This is a genomic window from Salmonirosea aquatica, from assembly GCF_009296315.1.
In the GTDB taxonomy this organism is placed as follows: Bacteria; Bacteroidota; Bacteroidia; order Cytophagales; family Spirosomataceae; genus Salmonirosea; species Salmonirosea aquatica.
The window spans coordinates 4,049,586-4,069,300 of sequence record NZ_WHLY01000002.1 but is presented as its reverse complement, the minus strand read 5'-3'; the positions used below and the strand labels follow the sequence as shown (position 1 = coordinate 4,069,300).

The window sequence follows — 19,715 nt, the reverse complement described above, 5'->3', positions numbered from 1 at the left end:
CTCACTGTCAACCGTCAACTCTCCACTGTCAACTAAAACTTAACTTCTCCGTACATGCCAATCTTGAAGGTACCGTCGTTGGGTACCTTGATTTTGGTGGCGTACACCATGTTGGCGCGTTCGTCTTTGGTCTGGATGGTTTTGGGCGTAAATTCTGCCTTATCGTTGATCCAGATAATAGTACCCTGAGTCTGAAGGTACCCCCCTTTGCCATCGTCGGTCAGTACCGTCACTTTTTGGTTCAATTTGACCACTGGCAACTGGTTGCCCGTGATGTAAGCCCGCAGAATCATAGTAGACAGGTCGGCGATTTTGTAAAGCGGCTTACCGGGCGAGGCCATTTCGTTAGCCTCGGCGTATTGCGTCAGCACGGTACCTTTCATGGGGTTCACGATCCGGCACTTGGCGAGTTGGTCATTCAGCTGGTCGATCTGCGCCCGCAAGGGCAGCACATCGCTACTCAGCGACGACGACTGCGTGCGCAGGGCCGATACCTGCGCTTCTTTCTGACGACTGATAACCAGCAGTTCTTTCTGCGCTTCATCGACCTGGGCGTTGATGTCGTCGAGTTGCTTTTGGGTGGCGGCATCGGCTTTCACCAGACTTTCAAATCGTTGCTGTTCTTTCAACAGATTGTTGAGCCTACTTTGGGATACGGCAGCCTGCTGGGCATAAAAACCCGTTTGGGCTTGTATGTCGGGCGTGCGGCTGCGGGTAGCTTTCACCTGGGCTTCCAGTTGCTTCTTTTTCAGGAACAGCTGTGTGCTGTCAATGTACCCTACCACCTGCCCTTTTTCCAGCACCTGCCCCTCTTCAATAGCAAATTGCAGAAGCGCACCGGCGGCTTCCGCCGAGATGATGGTTTCCTCCGCTTCAAACGCTCCCGAGGCATCGAAGTCGTTCTCATCTTTGTTACAGGAAAATAACAGGACAGCTAGTAGCTGAGAACTAATCGCTAATAGCTTGGTACATTGTTTGAGTTTTTTGGAGGACATATTCGTGATCGTTTTTCTTTTTCAAATCTTTAAGTTCAACAGGCTGATTTTATTAATAATGGGCGTTTGCAACACGAATTCGCCGCTGCTGACGGGTCCAAAATTCACTGTCACCTGATCAATTTCCCGTCGTCACCGCGTACGCGTACTGCGCCATCAATAGCTGGATCTGATGGAGCAGCAAATTCTGGCGGGCCTGATCCTCGGCATTCAGGTAGGTGAGGTAATCATTGACCGTCAGCGTCCCGAATTCCAGTTGGGTGTTGGCGGTGGTTTTCACCTGGTCGCGGAGGGCGATAATCCGGTTATCGGTATCGATCAGGGCTTGATATTTATTTATCTCGCTACCTTGTTGCTTCAGCGAAATACGGGTGTTGAACAAAAACGTTTCGCGCTGTAAATCAACGGTGCTGCGGTTGATGGTCAACAGTTCACGGTCGTTTTTCAGGGTATAAAATGCGTTTAAGTTCCAGTTGAGACGTACCCCGCCCAAGGCATAAAAATCGAAGGTATTGCTCAGCAGATTGAGCGCAGGACGGCCATAGCCACCCTGCACGAACAAGCTAAGCCGCGGATTGAGCCGGGCCGAAAGCAGCCGGTTCTGTACCTCGAAACTCTTTTGCTGTACTTCGTATAAACCCAGTTCAGGACGGTTTATATCCGGCGAAAGTCCGGGCACGGGTGGGGTTTCCAGCACCGTGCTTTCCTCCACAGGCTGGTTGATCAGCAGCGCCAGCATATCCGCGTACCCCTGGCGATTGGCCCGCAACTCGATGCGCCGCTGCTCGGTTTTCAACAGTTCGGCGTTCAGAATATCGGCGTTACTTTTTAGGGCGGTGCCGTTGGCAATGGCGGCTTCGGTTTTATTCAGACCTACCCTGATGTCGTTTTCCAGCAATTCCGTTTGCTTAATCTGCGCTTCCAAGAGCAAAATGCCGAAGAAAAGCTGGTTCACCCGCTCCCTGAGCTTATAGAGTTCCACTTCCACTTTCTGAGTTTCGGCGGCGGCACTCACGCGCGCCAGTTCCTTTTGTTGGCTTACGACCGGCCCGTCGGTCAGCGACTGGCTGATTTCCCCAAAAATCTTGTATTGATCCTTGCTGAGGGTAGGTATGTCCAGGCCGGGTACCTCGATCGGAATCCGGGTCACCGCCGATTGGTAGGTCGCCTGCCCGCCCACGCTCAGCTGCGGCAGGGTACCTTTAGCGGCATTGCTTACTGTAAAGTCCCGCATTTTTTCGATGAGCGCCCGTTGTTTTACCATCGGATAGTTCTGCCGGACCAACGTATAGCATCCTTCCAGCGTCAGCACCTGAGCCGAAATCCTAGGTACCATCAGGCCGAAGATTATTAGCTGACAGCCAACGGCTTTTATGATTTTAGTGGCGAGCTGCTTTTTCCACGTATTCATTTATTATTTTGATTTAAAAATTTGATTAAACATCAAGCAAAAAAATAGCTACCCCACAGCCATGATCGCTTTTACCCACTTCGGAACCAGCGCTTTCCGCTGCTCTACCAGGCGATTAAAGTCCTCATCCGACAGGTCTCCCAAATGAGAAAGAATGGGCTTGGCGATGAACGGGAAAACGGTCAGGCCCATGATATTCATGATAAAATGCAGAGGATTGATGGGCGCGATTATACCCTCTTCCACGGCCTGTTGCAACTGTTTCATCAGGTACGATTTCATCAAAACTTCTTTCACCTTTATTTTGGATACGAGTTCCTGCGGATTATTCCTCAACTCACTCAGAATGAATAGCGGAATGTCCGGTTCTTCGGTCAGCAGGTCGATGTAATTACTGACCAGCAGTTCAATTTTTTTTTCCAGTGACGTTTCGCGATCATTGAACATGCCCGTCATGGACGTCAAGAATTGCTGCATACTTTCCAGCATGATCAGGTCGAAGAGCTTTTGCTTGCTCCGGAAATAGTAATTGAGCAAGGCGAGGTTCAAGCCCGCTTCCTCAGCAATGTCCCGGGTTCGGGTAGCGGCGAAGCCTTTTTTATGAAAAATCGTCCGCGCCGCGCTCTTGATTTTCTCCTCCGTACTGGAATCAGTTTCCTCCTTGGCTTTCTTTCCGGTCATCCGCTAGTCTGATTGATGGACAAAGATAATAATACAAACGATTTAATCAAATGATTAATAAAAAAAATAAGAAGACTCACTTCTTTTTAACTCACAGGGTACCCTGCACGCCTACCCACGCTCCAACGTAAATACGGTAATTTCCGGCCTGACGTTGAAGCGCACCTGAATCAGATGCCCCAGCGCCCGATTGATATACAGCGTACGTCCATCTTCCAAGTCCTTCCGCCCCTGGTCGTACCGTTTGTTATTTACCGGCAATAAAGGTGCGCGCAAAAAGGGCGGCTTGCACTGTCCGCCGTGGGTGTGGCCCGACAAAATCCAGCCCCGGTAGCCATTCCAGACGGGTAGGTCGGTCACGTCGGGGTTGTGGCAGAGGACTACGTGGGGTAGGTTGGGATCGAGGCCGCTGAGTACCGATTCAGGTTTAAAATTGGTCGCCCAATAATCATCTAGCCCGACGATATTGAGACCTCTGACGGTAGCCTGCTGGTTCCGTAATATCTGGATTCCCTTCCCCGTCACGATGTCCGTTACGCGATCGGCCACCTGATCTTCCCGCCAATCTTTGCCATAATCGTGGTTACCCAGAATCCCCAGGGTACCTAGCTTGCCGTGCACGGCGTGGTCATACACCTCGCTGAGCTGATCAAACTGGGATTTGTCTTCATAATTCACAAAATCGCCCGTGTACACCACAAAATCGGGATTCATGGCCTGGGCTTTCTGAAACGACTCGACGAGGTAGCTACGGGGAAAGCGGGTACCTACATGCGTGTCACTGATTTGCATGAGCGTTTTGCCCACGAGCTCCTCCGGTAAGTTGCGGACCGGCATCGGGTGCTGGGTAAATTCCAGCCAGAAAGGTTCTACTTGCCAGGTATACAGGCCGGTAATCACTCCGGCCCCGCCCGCCGCTGCTATTCCTTTTAAGAAGGTTCTTCTTTTCAAATCTGCTTTATTTTATCAACAAGCCCTGTCTTAGTAAGTACGAATTTTCAAATGTAAGCCGAAGCAAGGTACCCCGGCCCGATCAGGGCGTAGATTTTTGTTTTTTATAAAAGGGAGAAGGCAAGGGTTTCTTTTTGAAGATAAACCGCAACCAATCCACATAGGTGGCCGGGTACACCAAAACCCTCAGACGGCCATAGGGTCCACTCAGATTTTCGGCCGCAGCAAAGCGAATGAGGTTCTGGCGGTAGCCTGCCTGCAAACCGATGCCTACCCAGCGGGTAGCTTTCCACTCTCCATAACCCGCCAGCTGCAGAGGCAGAATGGTAGAGGTAAGTGCCTCGGCCGGAAGGGGTTCATCCAGCAGTGAATGGGGGCGGGCGGTAGCTTTGCCCACACCCAGTTCGATGGGAAAACCCCATTTCCAACGCCGGGTGTTATGCACGATGTGCCAGTACCCCACATTCACGAAGCCCGCTTGTACGGAGTTATAGGAATCCAACGCTGATTCGCGGGCTAGTTCCTTTTCAATTTGGCCCAATTGCCGATTGCCGCGCGCACCCAGCCAATGGTACCCTACGGTCAGCTCGCGCTCGTAAGGCCCCCATACATAGCCTGCGCTCACCCCCCAGGTTCCTACCAGTGAGCCTTCGGCCAGCGAAAACCGCGATTGCAGGTGTAGTTTCCAGGGAAATAGTTTGGTGGAATCGCCTTGGGCGCTGGCTACTCCGGTAGCCACGGTACCCAGGAGGATGAGAAACGTGCGAAGTAGTACACAATATTTTTTCATGAAGAAAGTTTTCGGGCAAATAGCAAATTCTTGAAGTAAGAAAGCCGTACCGAACCCTTTTTCATATAAGAATTGTACCGGGCCTTTATCCCCAACTTTCCCATGCAGCGTCGCGATTTCATTCAAATCAGTACCCTTAGCGTGGCCGGGCTCCTGGCCATTCGACCCGATTGTAAGGGTACCCCTCCCCTTAAAGGTATCGCCATAATCGATCCCGCAGGGGTCGCTGGAAGCAATCAAGGCAGTTCGTACCCGTCGGAAGCCACTGCGGGTGCCGCCGTAATGCTGCGGGAAAGCGGGCTTTCGTTCGAGGTTGTCAATCAGACCGCCCACTTTTCTTCGTACAAAGTACTTATTCTTCCCGATAGCGTACTGTTCAGCCCTATTTTTACGAAAAAAATCGAGACCTACCTACAGCAGGGCGGAGCCATGCTGGCCTCCTGGCGGTCGGGCTTGACACCCGATGGCGCGCAGTTTGCGACGCCTGCTTTTGGCATTCAACGGGTAGGAGAAGCTCCGTACAGTCCCGATTTTATCGACACCAGAAACAGTGAAATTGGGCAGAATCTGGCGAGCAGCGAACTAGTCATGTACCTTAGAGGTATCGAAGTACGACCCAGCAATGCTACGGTACTGGCCCCTACCCTGCCTCCTGTTGTGGGCACAGACCACTACCCCGCCGTTACAGAAAACGGGAAAGTCATCTACTTCATGCACCCGATTTTCACCCAATACCACCGAAGCGCTCCCCGCTGGTGCCGGCGACTAGTACTAAATGCCCTGGATAGACTTGCACCGGACGTTGCCGCATCTAAAACTGGCGGCATCCACCCGGGAATCGTGAGCTGATACAACATTGGTCACCCTGGGCAAGTTATAGGAGGGATGAAAACGCACCCAATGAAACGATTTCTCCTGCCGCTAATTCTTGCATTAATACTCTGTGTACCTCGCATCCAGGCGGGGATTATTATCACTTCCCCTGCCCAACATACCGTAATTCAACGGGACCAGGACAATCAGGGGCGGCTACAGATCAGTGGGATCTATACTATTCCGTACCAAACCCTGGAAGCCCGGCTTATTTCGCTTCCCGAGCAATCGGAAGGTACAGGTACCTGGGTACCTTTAGATGTTCCCGGGCAGCAGGGAATTTTTCTAGGTACGCTGGTAGCACCCGGAGGCTGGTACCGGCTGGAAGTCAGGGGTATTATGCCAGATAATGAAGTAGATACGGTTTCGGTGCAGCCCGTAGGTATTGGGGAGGTGTTCCTGGTGGCCGGGCACTCCAACGCCATGGGGTTGCCTGATCTGGGCGCCAAATCTCCCTCCGAACGGGTGATATCCTTCAATGCTCTGAACAAATACCTCAACGGCGATAACATCACCGTAGCGCCGGACATCCCGATGCCGATTCCACATTTTGAGCCACTCAAAGCCGAGAACCGGATTTTTCCCTCGGGCGAATCGGCCTGGTACTGGGGAGAACTGGGCGCGAAGCTGGTGGCACGGCTGGGGGTACCCGTCCTGTTTATGAATGCCGGCTGGGCGGCAGCCAATTCGATCAACTGGCGCGAGAGCGCCGAAGGCCGCAACACGCTGAACATCTATGTAGGTAAGGATTGGCCCAACCGGCAGCCCTATTCAAATCTCATCAATACGCTGCGCTCCTACCACTCGTGGCTGGGCCTCCGGGGGATACTTTGGTTTCACGGAGAAAATGACGCCGCCCATCTTAAAATTTCGCAAGCCGACTATTACAACAATCTGCATCGGATGTTCCAAATCGCCCGGCACGATTTCGGGTATCCCCTCAACTGGGTGGTGGCGCTATGTTCGGTGAGTTTTATCATCGATCCCTATCTGCCCGTACTCGATGCCCAAATTCAGCTTGCTGCCGAACTAGGCAACTGGCGCGGTCCCTACACCGACACGATTCAGGTACCCCGCCCCGATCACGGGCACTTCGAGAATGTCCCGGGAGGTACACAGGGCCTCACCCAAATGGCTCAGGCCTGGAACCGGGCGCTGTCCGATACATTCTTCGCGCAGCGGCCGGCCTACACTCCTACGGCCTTCATCAATACCGGCTTGGTACCGCGGGAGGCAGCGCCGGGCCAGTCTTTCCTGCTGCCTTATGAAGTGATTGGCCAAATACCGGATACCGCCAAAATCGCTGTCCAATTGCTGGATTCTCAGGGAAATTTCCTGGCGACAGTCGGCTCCGGCCTGCAAAGTCCGGTGCGCGTAACCCTACCTACCCCCTTGCCCGTGGGCGGCTACCGACTCCGGGTGGTGGCACAAAATCCTGTTCTGGTGGGAACGGCCTCGGAAGTTCTGACCCTAAAAAACGGCTTGGGTACCCCCCAGGTGATCCGGTCGCTGGAAGCGCGGGTGCTGGATCATTCCATCGAGATACACGCCTTGGCAGCCCCCACCCCAGGTACCTTATCGATTACCCTGGAACGCAGCGACGACCGCGCGGCTTTCCAGGCGGTGGGCACGGTTCCCGCTTTTGCGGATGACCGTTCGTCGCAGCTGTATTCTTTTATTGATACAAACCCTTCCCCCCAAACCGCCTACTACCGCATTCGGCTGGATTATCCTGATGGCACCAGCCAGTATTCGCCGCTGGTGGCCGTTTTTCGGGGCGAAACGCCGTCGGTGCTTACTGCTTTTCCCAATCCGGCATCGTCCGGTGCTCCCATTTACCTGCGTACCGATTTTGAAGAACCATTCCGTTACCAGCTGTTCAACGCGCAAGGGCAGCTTATACCCGCCGAGATCGGCGACAGTGGCATCCGTGGGCTATCCGTTTTACAGACTCCGAACCTTCTGCCGCCGGGTGTATATTTATTAAAAACAGAACGGAATGGGACGAGGCAAACCCAGCGGATCATGGTCCGTTAACAGGCTCAACAAGAAAAAGCCCGAGGGTACCCTCGGGCTTTTATTATATTATATAGGTAGTGGCAGCGGTATATAGGCTACACCTTACCCATCACATACATTTCTTCCATGGTCGGATTGGGGCTTCCGCCTTCTTTCTCTAAGGTAATCGCAAAGGCCACGGCGTTGGGGCTGCTGGATTTCATATGGAGCAGCCGGTTGGAAAATTCCTGATCGAGCATCCCCATATCCACGGGTTTACCATCCACAATCGTCCATAGCTGGTACTGCTTCCCGGCGGGAGCAACGGGCAGATTCTGTACGTCCAGCAGTACGTCGTTGGTTTTCTGATTCCACAGGGCCACCACGATGCTTTCGGGCGCTTTATCAAGACCCGGCATTCTGACCACCTTCACGTCTGGATTGCGATAGTTGGCCGCCAGGGCTTCGTTGTACTCGGCACGTTGCCTCAGCTCCGACATTTCGGCGGCCAGCTGGTCGTTCTGTGCACGGGTCTGGCTCATCTGGTAGGCTGCCCAACCGGCAAAAATTGCCAGAAGCACCGATGCGGCTACGGCCATCATGGCCCATAGAGGACGCACCGCCGCAGTAGGCCCGGGCTGGATTTCCGTACTTCCGCCCGGCATAGGCCTCACGTAGGTTTCCTGGATATCAGCAGCTTCCTGGGGTTCAGCTATGGAGCCAAATGTCATCTGGGCAAAAATATCGTTCTTCAACCGGGCTGGAACCGGAGTTTGGTGCAGCAGCGCGTACTGTTCGAGTGTTTCTTCCAAACGAGTCAACTCCGCTTTTACCTCTGGGTAAACTTTGGACAGGCATTCAACCTCTTGCCTCTCCTGGGAAGAAACTGCACCCAGCACATATTCTTCTAGTATGCCTGACTCTATGTAGTCTCGGGTATTCATAGTTTAAAATAAAGTTTAAGATCCTGCAACGCGGTCCGAATGCGCGATTTAACGGTACCCAGAGGGATGTCCAGTTCTTTGGACGCTTCCTCCTGGGTATAGCCCTGGAAGTACACCAAATCAACCAGAACTTTACGTTCGGGGCGCAGGGTGTCAACCAGTGCTTTCAGATCTAACGTAGAGGTGGAGGGTTGGTACGTCGCGTTTTGGTCCGTACGGTCGGGGTTCTCGGTAATGTCATCCATACCCGGTTTCCGGCCCTCCGACCTGACGGCGTCAATAGCACTATTCCGTGCTATGTTCAGCATCCAGGTGAACAGCCTTCCTTTGGCAGGGTCATAGGACGTAATGCTTTTCCAAATCTTTAGAAAAGCGTCCTGTAAGACATCTTCCGCTTTCTCATTGTCTCGTAAAACCTTGCAAATCACATTAAACAGAGCTCCGGAGTAATGGTCGTATAGATACTCAAATGCTACGCGATCATTCTGTTTAAGCGATTCTACCAGGTCTTCTTCCGAATAGTTGGGTCTTTGGGTCGCCAATGGTATGATTATTTTTTTGGAGAGGGGCAAGCTACTAATTTTTTCGAAAGGAATAAATCAGTCAGCGGCAATTTGTTCTGAATTAGAGAATGAAGTTTAGGCGACATGCTTCCTTCTCCGCTTTGTTTTTCGAAATACTGAAATGTTACATTGGCTATCTATTTTGTGTGCATAGAAAGTGGCCCGCTTTCTCTTCCATATACGTCGCTCCATTTGGTTTGGATTATGGTAATAAAATTAATTTGCCGAATTCTGTCGAATGAACGTTGCCGATTGGGCTGATAATCCCCTGTGAATTGCGTCCGCCTACTTTCTTCCTGTTGAAAAATGGTTTTATTTGTGCGCTCTATCTGATTTACTAACCTAAACGAACATCTATGAGAAACTTTACGCTGGGATTACTCTGCATTCTCCTCAGTCTGGGCACCACCCACGCCCAACGTACGCTGCTGCACTGTGGAAACCTACTCGATGTCAATAAGGGAGAGATGCGTCCCGAGATGACGGTCATTGTCGAAAAGAATAAGATTACCGCGGTTGAAAAAGGGTACGCTCAGGCAAAATCGGGCGATAAAGTCGTCGATCTTAAAAAGAGTTACGTACTGCCTGGCCTGATTGACATGCACGTGCACCTGGAAAGCGAAACCCGCCGCGGCGGTGCCTACGACCGCTATACCCAGAATCCGCCCGATGTAGCGTTCCAGGCGGCCAAATATGCCAAGACTACCCTCATGGCAGGCTTCACCACCGTCCGCGACCTGGGAGGCAGCGGCGTGAATGTAGCCCTGCGCAATGCCATCAACAAAGGCATTGTCGATGGCCCCCGCATTTTTACAGCGGGCAAGACCATCGCCACCACCGGCGGCCATGCCGACCCCACCAACGGCTACCGCCGCGACCTCATGGGCGACCCCGGCCCACTGGAAGGAGTGATCAATGGCGTGGACGATGCCCGCAAGGCGGTGCGGCAGCGCTACAAGGATGGCTCCGACCTGATCAAGATTACCGCCACCGGGGGGGTACTTTCCAACGCCAAGGATGGTCAGGGACCGCAGTTTACGGAAGAAGAAGTGAAGGCTATTGTAGAGACTGCCAAGGACTATGGCTTCACTGTGGCCGCCCACGCCCATGGAGCCGAAGGCATGAAGCGGGCCATCCGGGGCGGGGTGCAGACGATTGAACACGGTACCCTAATGGATGATGAGACTATAGAACTGTTCAAGCAGTATGGTACCTACTATGTACCTACCATCATCGCCGGGCGCACCGCCGCCGATTCGGCCCGGATTATGGGATATTACCCTCCCCTGGTGACGCCCAAGGCGCTGGCCATCGGGCCCAAAATCCAAGCCACATTTGCCAAAGCGTATAAAGCCGGAGTCAATATTGCTTTCGGTACCGATGCGGGGGTTTATCCGCATGGCTACAATGCCAAGGAATTCGAGTATATGGTGGAGGGCGGTATGCCGGCGGCGGAGGCGATCCGGTCGGCCACGGTGACCAATGCCATGCTGCTGGGTATGAGCGACTCGCTGGGCAGTCTGGAAATCAATAAACTGGCCGATCTCGTAGCCGTGGAAGCTAATCCTCTCCAAAATGTTAAAACGCTGCAAAATGTAACGTTTGTCATGAAAGACGGCGTAATCTATAAGAATAAAAACTAGCGCTTGCTGCGTTGTTTTGTATCCTGCTCATTTTCCTGCACACATGCGAGGACCTAGGCTTCTGTTTAGGTCCTTGTATGTTTATTGTCCCAGGTACTCTCTGACGTATAGGGTACCTGTGCTTTCCATTTATTCCACTACGTTCCGGTATTATCTCCAACTGGCCTCCTGAACGGAACCTCTTAGACCACGCTTCCCATCTCATTGGCGTTCTTCCACTTTTTTTCAAAATTTTATATTATCAGTAACTTTTGGCATCAATATTGCCAATAATTCATTTACAAATCTAGTATAGATTAGCACTAATTAGTATTGTATATGATTTTTATGAGTAACTTTTATTACTTAAAATAAAATGAATCATACTCCAACAAGGTTCTCCTACTGGGACCGAGTGGGTTTAAGTATTTTAGCTAGCAAAATTGAATCTGTTTCACATTATATCAGGCTCTTATCATTAAATACAGCTTATTGACAAATATTTTTAGCAAATGATTTTACGCAGAGAGGCCCAGGCGTGGCACTATTTTTATAGGATTATAAGGCATCAAATTGCGCTTAAAGTCAGGTAGTGTAAAGAAAAAGAGTAATGACAAATGATCGTAATTTAAATAGTGTAGTAACATTAAAATATTTTGTATCCATTAATATTATTTAATCACTAATAATTTAAATTAATATGTCACTGATTTTGTAATTCAAATTTTCGTTTTGTATGTTTGACCATAATTCAGTGTAACTATAACAACTACGCTGTTACTCCTCCCCTCCCTCGATAGAAAATTACCGAATTCGAATCCACCTAAATTCAGTTCCTATACTCAACCTTTACTTGTATAATCATGATAAGTCTTGCACCGCAATCCCGGCGAGAGACCCATACTCTGTGGGTTCGCATCCTTGCCTTCCTTATTAGTCTCTATTCTTTTAATTCATTTGCTCAAAACGGTGCACCTTGCTATAAGCCACTGATTGGGCCAGGCACCACAGCAACAGCTGTACAGGGTAGTGGGATCACGGTAGGTTTCACAACCGGAAACGGCGTTGAAAACCTAAACAACGGCAACACGGCCGATTATGCGGAAATTGCTAGTACGCTGTCACTTGCCGCGGATCAGGGTGTGAGTGTCACAGACTCTATTAATACTTATCCGGCTGGCTACTACGCAGGTTACGTTGTGGAGCTCGATAATAACCAAGGCACGAGTGCCCGTGTCCTAGAAGGCATTCAGGTACAGACCTATAATAATGGGACTTTGGCCGAAACCCGTACATTTTCCAACGGTTTGGGGACAGCCTTGCTTTCCGATGACTCTACCAGAATATACCTTACTTTCAAGACCACTCAACCATTTGACGAGATCCGTCTAATTAGAAGTACGCTAGTTAATTTATCTGTTGATAATTCTCTCAGGATATACTATGCCACGGCTTTTGATCCCGCCTGCGGTACTCTCGACGTCAATGGAATCTGTGAAGATCAAATAGCGGGCAATCAGACGGTAGTGAATTATAATCCGGGAGTTTTAAACGCGCTGACTACACTAGAAGATCCTGAGAATATAGTAGATGGGGATAAAAGTACCTTCGCTACTCTAATATTACCCGCAGGTACGAATTTGGTTTCTTCTCCCCCCTTCGTGGGCGTCAAAAGCCTACAAACGATTTATCCGGCAGGCGGACGAGTCGGCTTTGTCATTCAGCAAGCTGGTGGTCTTTTAACTACCAACGTTCTAGGTCGATTGCGTATTCAGACGTACTTACATGGCGAATTGCAGGATAGTGTCCGTCTGAATGACAATGCAGTCTTGGTTGGAGCTACCTTACTGGGTGGTACAGATCCAGCCCAAAAGGTATCGATCACCACCACCCTACCGTACAATGAGGTTAGGCTGGTATTGGCACAAAATGCGTCCGTAAATGTGGGTACCCTACGGATTTATTATGCCTTTGAAAGCGCAGCCTCCTGCACGGAATGCAATGATCTGCTCACAGAAGGCCGTGCCTACCCTGATGCGAGTATCGTAGGGGACCGCACCGGTGGCGGATTGTGTGGGCTAGCTACCGTCAACGTAAATAACGCGGTCCGTGTTACGGATGCGGATACCACAAACTTCGCCAGAATTAATTATACAGGTACTGTAGGCATAGGCTGTGAAGGCAGTATCTCAGTACGCACCACATCTAGCGCTCCTTATACTGTAATTCCCGCCAATGCATTCGCTGGCTTTGTGATCAGTAAGAATAACACTCTGGCCGATTTGGCTTTGTTGGGGGGACTACGGATCAGAACTTACCTGAACGGAACGCTGGCCGACGACTCCGACGAAGCAGGTATTTCCCTGGTGGGGTTATCGCTCTTTACAGGAGGCAATGCCCGCACCAAAGTAGGCATTCGGACCACTCAACCTTTTGATGAAATTCGAATTACCGCAGATTTCGGAGTGCTCAGTACCTTCTTAACTACTGATGATCTTCGAGTATACTATGCTTTCGTACAACGTGACGACGACAATGATGGGGTACTGGATTGTAATGAAGTGTGCGGGCTAGGACAGGATGACTCTATCGACTCTGATGGTGACGGCACTCCTGACGCCTGCGACGCCTGTAGCACCGCAAATGATAAATCTGCCTCAGTAGATACCGACAGCGACGGCCTATTCAACAACTGCGACCCCGATAGCGACAACGATGGCATTCCCGACGTGGTGGAAGACACCAACAACGATGGTGATCCCAACAACGACGACCAGGACGGTGACGGCATACCTAACTACCTTGACCTCGACAGCGACAACGACGGCATCCTGGATCTGTACGAATCGGGCCTGACGCCTGCCCAAATTAGTGCCAATGATCCGGATGGAAACGGAGTACTGAACGGACAGAATCCAATATCAGTTACAACTCCAAGAGATACAGATGGCGATGGTGTGCCAGACTACCTAGATCTGGACAGCGACAATGACGGAATCAAGGATCTGACCGAAAGCGGTCGAACAGGCCTTACCGATGCCAATAACGACGGAGTAGTAGATGGTCCCGATACCGACAATGACGGCGTACAAAACAGCGCAGATGGCGCTCCCACTCTCTTTGGTTCACCCGGCACAGGGACGATCCGCAATACCGATGGCGATAATTCTCCCGATTACCGTGACCTCGACAGTGACAACGACGGCATCAAAGACCTGACCGAAAGTGGCATTACCGGTGCCACCGACGCCAATAACGACGGTGTGGTAGACGGACCCGATGCTGACGGAGACGGTATAAGAGACAGCGTAGACAGCGATGATGTCATCTTTGGTTCACCCGGTGTTGTTGTACTCACCGACACTGACAGCGATACGGTACCCAACTATCTTGATCTCGACAGCGATAACGACGGCATCAAGGATCTGTACGAGAGCGGTCAGACTGGATTTGCTGATACCGATGGCAATGGAGTCCTGGACACGGGAGCAGGCACCGACGACGACAATGACGGTATTCAGAACAGCGTCGATACTGAGGATGGTACTTTTGGTTCGCCCGGTGGCCCTGCCCTGAAAGATACCGACAGCGACACGGTACCCAACTACCTCGACCTCGACAGCGATAACGACGGCATCAAGGATCTGTATGAGAGTGGCGTACCCAACCCAGGTGCCGTTGATACCGATGGCAATGGTGTGATTGACACGGGTGCCGATACGGATAAGGACGGTGTTCAAACCAGCGTGGATTCCAATGACAATCTGTTTGGTTCAACGGACCTGGCAGCCCCCTCGATACGGATGGCGACAACGTACCGGATGTGAACGATCTGGACAGCGACAACGACGGCATCAACGACATCATAGAGAATGGCGATCCCGCCATCACCGATGCGGAAGGAAACGGCATGGTAGAGGGTGCCGATAATGACAAAGACGGCATTCTGGGACCTGCTGATACCAACGATGGTGTATTCGGCTCACCAAATGGTCCCGCTCCGCTGAATTCGGACAATGATCCCTTGCCTAACTTCCAGGATCTGGATAGTGACAACGATTCCGTGAGTGACCTGGTGGAAAGCGGAGATCCCAATGCTGTCGACAACTCGCCCGAAGATGGAGTAGTAGACGACTCCCCTGATACGGATGGCGACGGTATTCAGGATAGCGTGGACAATGCACCGGGTACTTTCGGCGACAATGGTAGCCCAGCTCCTCAGAATACGGATGGCGCGGATACCCCCGACTACATTGACACCGATAGCAACAACGATAGTACCAACGACATCGTGAGTAATGGCAACGGCGGTCTCGACGGCAACAATGACGGCATGGTGGACAACCCGACTGACCCCGACAATGACGGCATCGCCAACAACGGCGGGCTGGATGAGAAGCCTACCGAATTTGGCGGACTGAGCCAGCAGGCTGGTACTCCGGATCTGACGCCATCGGTATTCTCGAATGGGGGAACCTATAATGTCAGTGAGCAGAAAGATATCGTGATTGTTATCTACAATACTGGAGACGGAGCTACCTCAGGTCCGGTTACCTTTGAGCTCAACAAGCTGACTCCATCGTTCACCATAGCCATAGATCCGAACGCTACTACCACTAATGTGACAGCGCCTGCCGCAACGATGCCGCCAACGGTCAACAATAGTGAATGGACATTTACGGAGCAAGCCACACGCTATGTAGTGACTCTGAAAGATGGCTTCTCGATTCCGGCAGGGAGCAACAAGAAAATTGTGATTCAGGTCACTGCGACCAATACTCCCAATGCGGCGGCCACCATTACGGCCAGGGTCTTCAACGGAACCGGCGGGGGCGAAACCCCAACCACCAACAACAGTGCCGTGTATCGGATAAGTATCAATGATTCAAACAATTAATTCACGTCTAACGATAATCAACATGAGAAAGCGTATTTTAAATTATATGCGGCTGGCTGTGTTCATCAGCGCATTTGCCTCTGCGGGTGTTACTCTGGGGCAAGATGTGGTGGACCCCCAGATTGCTGCCATCCAGGTGGCACCGAACGCCATCCCCGTTGGAACAACGGCCACGGCCTCTGTAAACTTCTCCGTGGGGGGCAGGGGAACACCACCGCTCCGGTTGGTTCGGTTATTATTCAGATTTCATTTCCGAACTCCTACAGGCCGGTACCCGAGGGCACTCCTACCATTACGCAGACCACTCCGCTGTTTACCTTTACCTACGATGCGCTAAACCGTACGTTTAACGGGACAAACAGCGTAGCTCTGGCACCTGGGGACGGCACTCAGATCGACATCACTGTCGGGGGGTACACAGCTACGGCCGGCGCGACTACTGTGGCCAACCTTTCGTACGCCCCCCAGCCCCCAGGCAACATTACCGAGAATGACAACCGCTCGACCACGGCAAGCGTCACGGGTGCCCCGAACCCCGTTTCCCTGATCAGCTTCACCGCCCAGAAGGAGGCCCAGACGGCCGTCCTGAGCTGGGCCACGGCCGAGGAGGTCAACAGCGACCGCTTCGAGGTGGAACACAGCCTCAACGGCAAGAACTGGCAGATGATCGGCAGCGTTGCCGCCAGAGGCAACAGCAAGAACACGCAGTGGTACACCTTCACGGACGCCAACCCGGCCGACGGCTCCAACCTCTACCGGCTGCGGATGGTGGATAGGGACGGTACCTTCGATTATACCCGCGCCAGGAGCCTGGAATTCGACATCAAGCTCGAGACGGCGCTGTACCCCAACCCCGTGTCCGAGCGGCTGCTTTTGAAGGCGGGCGACCTGAGCCAGATCCGCCGGGTGGAGCTCTACAACGCGTCTGGGAAAAGCGTGCTGGAGTCGGACAGCGTTACCGCCAGCGGCATCGATGTGAAGGGCCTGCCCACGGGCTTCTATGTGGTCAGGGTTACGCGTACCAATGGCAGTACGGACACATTCAAGGTTCTGAAGCAGTAGGGTACCCTATACGCAGCTGTTAATCCCATTCATCTCCTAAAACAGACATTCCCATGAACGCATATACATCCAAGAACGCAACGACGCCCGGGGGCAAGAAGTCATACGTGAAGCCGACGCTGAAGAAGATCGGCTCGGTGGCCAGGCTGACGCTGAAAGGTGGATCGCAGACCGATGCCTTTTCTACCTATACGCCTTAATACGTCCGTAGGTACCTCAGCAAAAAAACCAGTCTTCCTCGTGGCAGGCTGGTTTTTCAATTTAAATTCAGTGTTCATTTGGCCCAATCACTATGAATACCTCCTGCCTCATCACCCCACACTTTTCGGGTCTACTCCGTTTCGGTCCGGCGGGGTACCCTCCCCTACCCACTCGTATGGAAGAATCCTCCGGCCAACGGTTCGAGTTTTCCGGAGGCAACCTGACCGCCAGTTCATCAGAATCCGTCCTGATCGATACCGATCTGCTCGTGGTGACCGACATCCACTTGCATAACGAACAGGAAATTCGTTCCCGACTAGGTGGCTCGGGGCAGGAATACAGCGATGCCCAGCTTATCGCCCGGGCCTACCAGCAGTGGGGCGAGAAAATCTCGGAACAACTCACGGGTGAGTTTGTCTTCCTGATTTGGGATCGACGAACCGAACAACTACTTGTCTCGCGTGACCGCTTTGGGTTCAAAAGTTTTTATTACGATTATCGGCCCGGTGCCTATTTTGCCTTTGCCAATCGGATCAGTCACCTACCTACCTTCAATCAGTCGATTGATTACAGCAAAGTCCGTGATTTTCTGGTACCTCAAAATGCACATCGCAGTTTTGAAGACCGCACATTTTACAAGAACACCAAAGCCGCTCTGCCCGCTCACCAGCTGACGATCCATCAGGGCAAGCTAACGCAGCGATGTTACTGGCGGGTCAATCCAGACCGCTATCGGACCATCCGCCGGGAGGAAGAGTACATTGAGTTATTCCGTTCCTATTTTTTCGATTCCGTTAGGAAATGTACCGAAGGCTATGATATGCCGGGCGCGCACTTAAGCGGCGGCCTCGATTCGTCATCGGTTGCCTGTACGGCCCACCATTTCGGGGGAGAAATTGCCACCTTTTATGTTAATCCCGACCTTAAAACCACCGATGAAACATCCTTTGTCCGGGCAGTACAGCAACGGATTCAGTCCCGGCATTTCGAGGGACGCCCTGATGCGGATGTGTACGGATCACTGGCCCGACTCGGCCGGTTGTTTGACCGGCCCGAGCATTTCCCCCTACCCTCTACCTTCCATTTCGCCGCGGCCGACCAGATACATCAGGCAGGTTGCGATGTGGTACTGACAGGCCACGACGGCGATTCAGTGGTAGGGCACGGCAACGGCTTGCTCCAGACCTACCAGGAGGCGGAAGACTGGCCGTCCCTGAAACACGCCATTTATCAGTACGCCCAGGAGCGTGATCTTTCTTACCTGAATCCTGATTGGCTTACCCTACCTTCGACGGAGAGACAGACCCAGTATGCCCGCCATTACCTGACCACCGAACTGTGGGCCCTGATGAGACAGAAAAAGGTAGGTAGTTTCTTTAAAACCGCCCGGGCTTTACACCCCGAACTTGCTTATTCCTATCGGGATTTTTTGTACTCAGGACTTGACAAACTCACCGCACGGCTCAAATTCCCGACTCCCAGCCACCTGCTGACGCATGATTTTGCCGCGCAATGGGACAGAACCCCGGCCAGCGCCGATGAACTGTATACGGGCCTGGCCACTGACTACCGGGATCAATTCCGCGAAATCACCCACAAATCCTACGTCGATGCCACCGAGCAACTTCATCATATCGGCTTGCATTATGGACACCGCTACGCGCATCCTTTTTTCGACGAACAGCTCATCGAATTATCGCTGGCTATCCCCGAAAGCGTTAAATTTGGCGCTGGAAAAGGCCGAGACACCATCCGAAGAGCTCTACGGGACATCCTGCCGCCGGAGGTTTTAAATAGGGGTAACAAAACGAGCTTCAGCGAATACGGTCTGCTGAGCTTTCAGATTCTGTACCTCCAGTCGTTGCCCATTTTTGGCAATGGGCACGCACTTTGGGACCTGGTGGACAAGAAGAAATTCGACAAGGTGGTGGAGGTACTTTTCAATGCCTCTATTCCACTCAATAAAAAATCGAGGTACTACACCCTGGCCAGCCGAGCGCTTTTCCTGGGCGTATGGCTGGAAGAAATGAAAACCCATGAAAAAAAGTAACGTTCTGTGGTACGGTTTGCTTGTGCTAGTAATGGCGGCCTGCCAAGCACCCGATGCTGTGAATCAGGAGGGGGCGGGGTACACCTATTTTCCGTTGGAAGCGGGGCGCTTCACAGAATACGAAGTAAACGAAATCCGCTATACCGTCACCTCCCCCACGCCGAAATCGACTACCTACTATCTGAAGGAAGTCTGCGGGCAGCCCTACTCGGGTTTGACCGGCGTCGAACAATTTCCCATCGAACGCTATAAGAAAGGTACCCTGGAAGCGAACTGGGTGCTGGATTCGGTCTGGACAGCCTACCGGCTCCCCGATCGGGCGGTGAGGATAGAGAATAATACGGCCTTTGTGAAGTTAGCTTTTCCCCTGGTTGAGGAAGGTACCTGGAATGGAAACCTGCTCAACACCCAACCCGAAGAAGCTTACAAAGTCCATTTTGAGGTACCTTTCCCGGCCCAAAGTGATTTTCCGGGAAGCCTGACCGTGGTACAGCGGCAGGATTCCAGTATTGTTTCGCTTTATAAACGCCATGAGGTATATGCGCCCGGGGTAGGACTAGTGTATAAGGAAGACACCGCGTGGGAATACTGCCAGGAACCAGCCTGCATCGGCAGCGGCAAAATAGATACGGGTACCCGCCGGATTATAAAAATTACGAAACACGGTGTAGAATGAC

Annotated in this window: 16 protein-coding genes; 9 read left to right on the top strand and 7 right to left on the bottom strand. The window is 52.0% G+C overall.

Annotation, left to right across the window (positions count from 1 at the left end; translation table 11 throughout):
• Positions 1 to 32: 32 nt before the first annotated feature.
• The 5 genes from GBK04_RS17970 to GBK04_RS17950 form a co-directional block, all read right to left on the bottom strand.
• Entirely contained in the window at positions 33 to 995 is a 963-nt protein-coding gene (locus GBK04_RS17970; RefSeq protein WP_152762011.1) for an HlyD family secretion protein, read from the bottom strand.
• Between the two features lie 118 nt (positions 996 to 1,113).
• A complete protein-coding gene (locus GBK04_RS17965; RefSeq protein WP_373331085.1) occupies positions 1,114 to 2,406 on the bottom strand; it encodes a TolC family protein in 1,293 nt (430 codons plus the stop codon).
• A 48-nt stretch (positions 2,407 to 2,454) separates the two neighbouring features.
• Positions 2,455 to 3,087 (bottom strand): TetR/AcrR family transcriptional regulator, encoded by a 633-nt coding sequence (locus GBK04_RS17960; protein ID WP_152762009.1) that lies wholly within the window; start codon positions 3,085 to 3,087, stop codon positions 2,455 to 2,457.
• A gap of 111 nt (positions 3,088 to 3,198) precedes the next feature.
• Complete coding sequence (locus tag GBK04_RS17955; RefSeq protein WP_152762007.1) at positions 3,199 to 4,038, bottom strand: metallophosphoesterase; 840 nt, start codon at positions 4,036 to 4,038, stop codon at positions 3,199 to 3,201.
• A gap of 82 nt (positions 4,039 to 4,120) precedes the next feature.
• Positions 4,121 to 4,828 carry a hypothetical protein gene (locus tag GBK04_RS17950; protein ID WP_152762005.1) on the bottom strand — a complete coding sequence of 236 codons (708 nt, stop codon included), beginning with the start codon at positions 4,826 to 4,828 and terminating at the stop codon, positions 4,121 to 4,123.
• 102 nt (positions 4,829 to 4,930) lie between these two features.
• On the opposite strand from GBK04_RS17950, the gene GBK04_RS17945 reads away from it, so the two are divergent.
• Both GBK04_RS17945 and GBK04_RS17940 read left to right on the top strand, forming a co-directional pair.
• Positions 4,931 to 5,677 (top strand): beta-galactosidase trimerization domain-containing protein, encoded by a 747-nt coding sequence (locus GBK04_RS17945; protein WP_152762003.1) that lies wholly within the window; start codon positions 4,931 to 4,933, stop codon positions 5,675 to 5,677.
• 51 nt (positions 5,678 to 5,728) lie between these two features.
• Positions 5,729 to 7,738 carry a T9SS type A sorting domain-containing protein gene (locus tag GBK04_RS17940; RefSeq protein WP_373331084.1) on the top strand — a complete coding sequence of 670 codons (2,010 nt, stop codon included), beginning with the start codon at positions 5,729 to 5,731 and terminating at the stop codon, positions 7,736 to 7,738.
• Between the two features lie 77 nt (positions 7,739 to 7,815).
• On the opposite strand, the gene GBK04_RS17935 is transcribed toward GBK04_RS17940, so the two are convergent.
• Positions 7,816 to 8,643, bottom strand: a complete 828-nt coding sequence (locus GBK04_RS17935) for an anti-sigma factor (protein WP_152761999.1) — start codon at positions 8,641 to 8,643, stop codon at positions 7,816 to 7,818.
• Positions 8,640 to 9,185 carry an RNA polymerase sigma factor gene (locus tag GBK04_RS17930; RefSeq protein ID WP_152761997.1) on the bottom strand — a complete coding sequence of 182 codons (546 nt, stop codon included), beginning with the start codon at positions 9,183 to 9,185 and terminating at the stop codon, positions 8,640 to 8,642. The genes GBK04_RS17935 and GBK04_RS17930 overlap by 4 nt, the downstream gene beginning before the upstream one ends.
• 377 nt (positions 9,186 to 9,562) lie before the next feature.
• Between GBK04_RS17930 and GBK04_RS17925 the strand changes: the two genes are divergently transcribed.
• The 7 genes from GBK04_RS17925 (at position 9,563) to GBK04_RS17895 (ending at position 19,714) form a co-directional block, all read left to right on the top strand.
• Positions 9,563 to 10,849 (top strand): metal-dependent hydrolase family protein, encoded by a 1,287-nt coding sequence (locus GBK04_RS17925; protein WP_152761995.1) that lies wholly within the window; start codon positions 9,563 to 9,565, stop codon positions 10,847 to 10,849.
• Between the two features lie 842 nt (positions 10,850 to 11,691).
• The gene (locus tag GBK04_RS17920; RefSeq protein WP_152761993.1) at positions 11,692 to 14,655 is read left to right on the top strand and encodes a hypothetical protein; all 2,964 of its coding nucleotides are present in this window, start codon (positions 11,692 to 11,694) and stop codon (positions 14,653 to 14,655) included.
• A complete protein-coding gene (locus GBK04_RS17915) occupies positions 14,652 to 15,725 on the top strand; it encodes a hypothetical protein (protein ID WP_152761991.1) in 1,074 nt (357 codons plus the stop codon). The genes GBK04_RS17920 and GBK04_RS17915 overlap by 4 nt, the downstream gene beginning before the upstream one ends.
• 441 nt (positions 15,726 to 16,166) lie before the next feature.
• Entirely contained in the window at positions 16,167 to 16,787 is a 621-nt protein-coding gene (locus tag GBK04_RS17910; RefSeq protein ID WP_152761989.1) for a T9SS type A sorting domain-containing protein, read from the top strand.
• A gap of 53 nt (positions 16,788 to 16,840) precedes the next feature.
• Positions 16,841 to 16,987, top strand: a complete 147-nt coding sequence (locus GBK04_RS17905; RefSeq protein WP_152761987.1) for a lasso RiPP family leader peptide-containing protein — start codon at positions 16,841 to 16,843, stop codon at positions 16,985 to 16,987.
• 92 nt (positions 16,988 to 17,079) lie between these two features.
• A complete protein-coding gene (locus GBK04_RS17900) occupies positions 17,080 to 19,038 on the top strand; it encodes an asparagine synthase-related protein (RefSeq protein WP_152761985.1) in 1,959 nt (652 codons plus the stop codon).
• Positions 19,025 to 19,714 (top strand): hypothetical protein, encoded by a 690-nt coding sequence (locus GBK04_RS17895; RefSeq protein WP_152761983.1) that lies wholly within the window; start codon positions 19,025 to 19,027, stop codon positions 19,712 to 19,714. The genes GBK04_RS17900 and GBK04_RS17895 overlap by 14 nt, the downstream gene beginning before the upstream one ends.
• The last annotated feature ends 1 nt before the right edge of the window (position 19,715 follow it).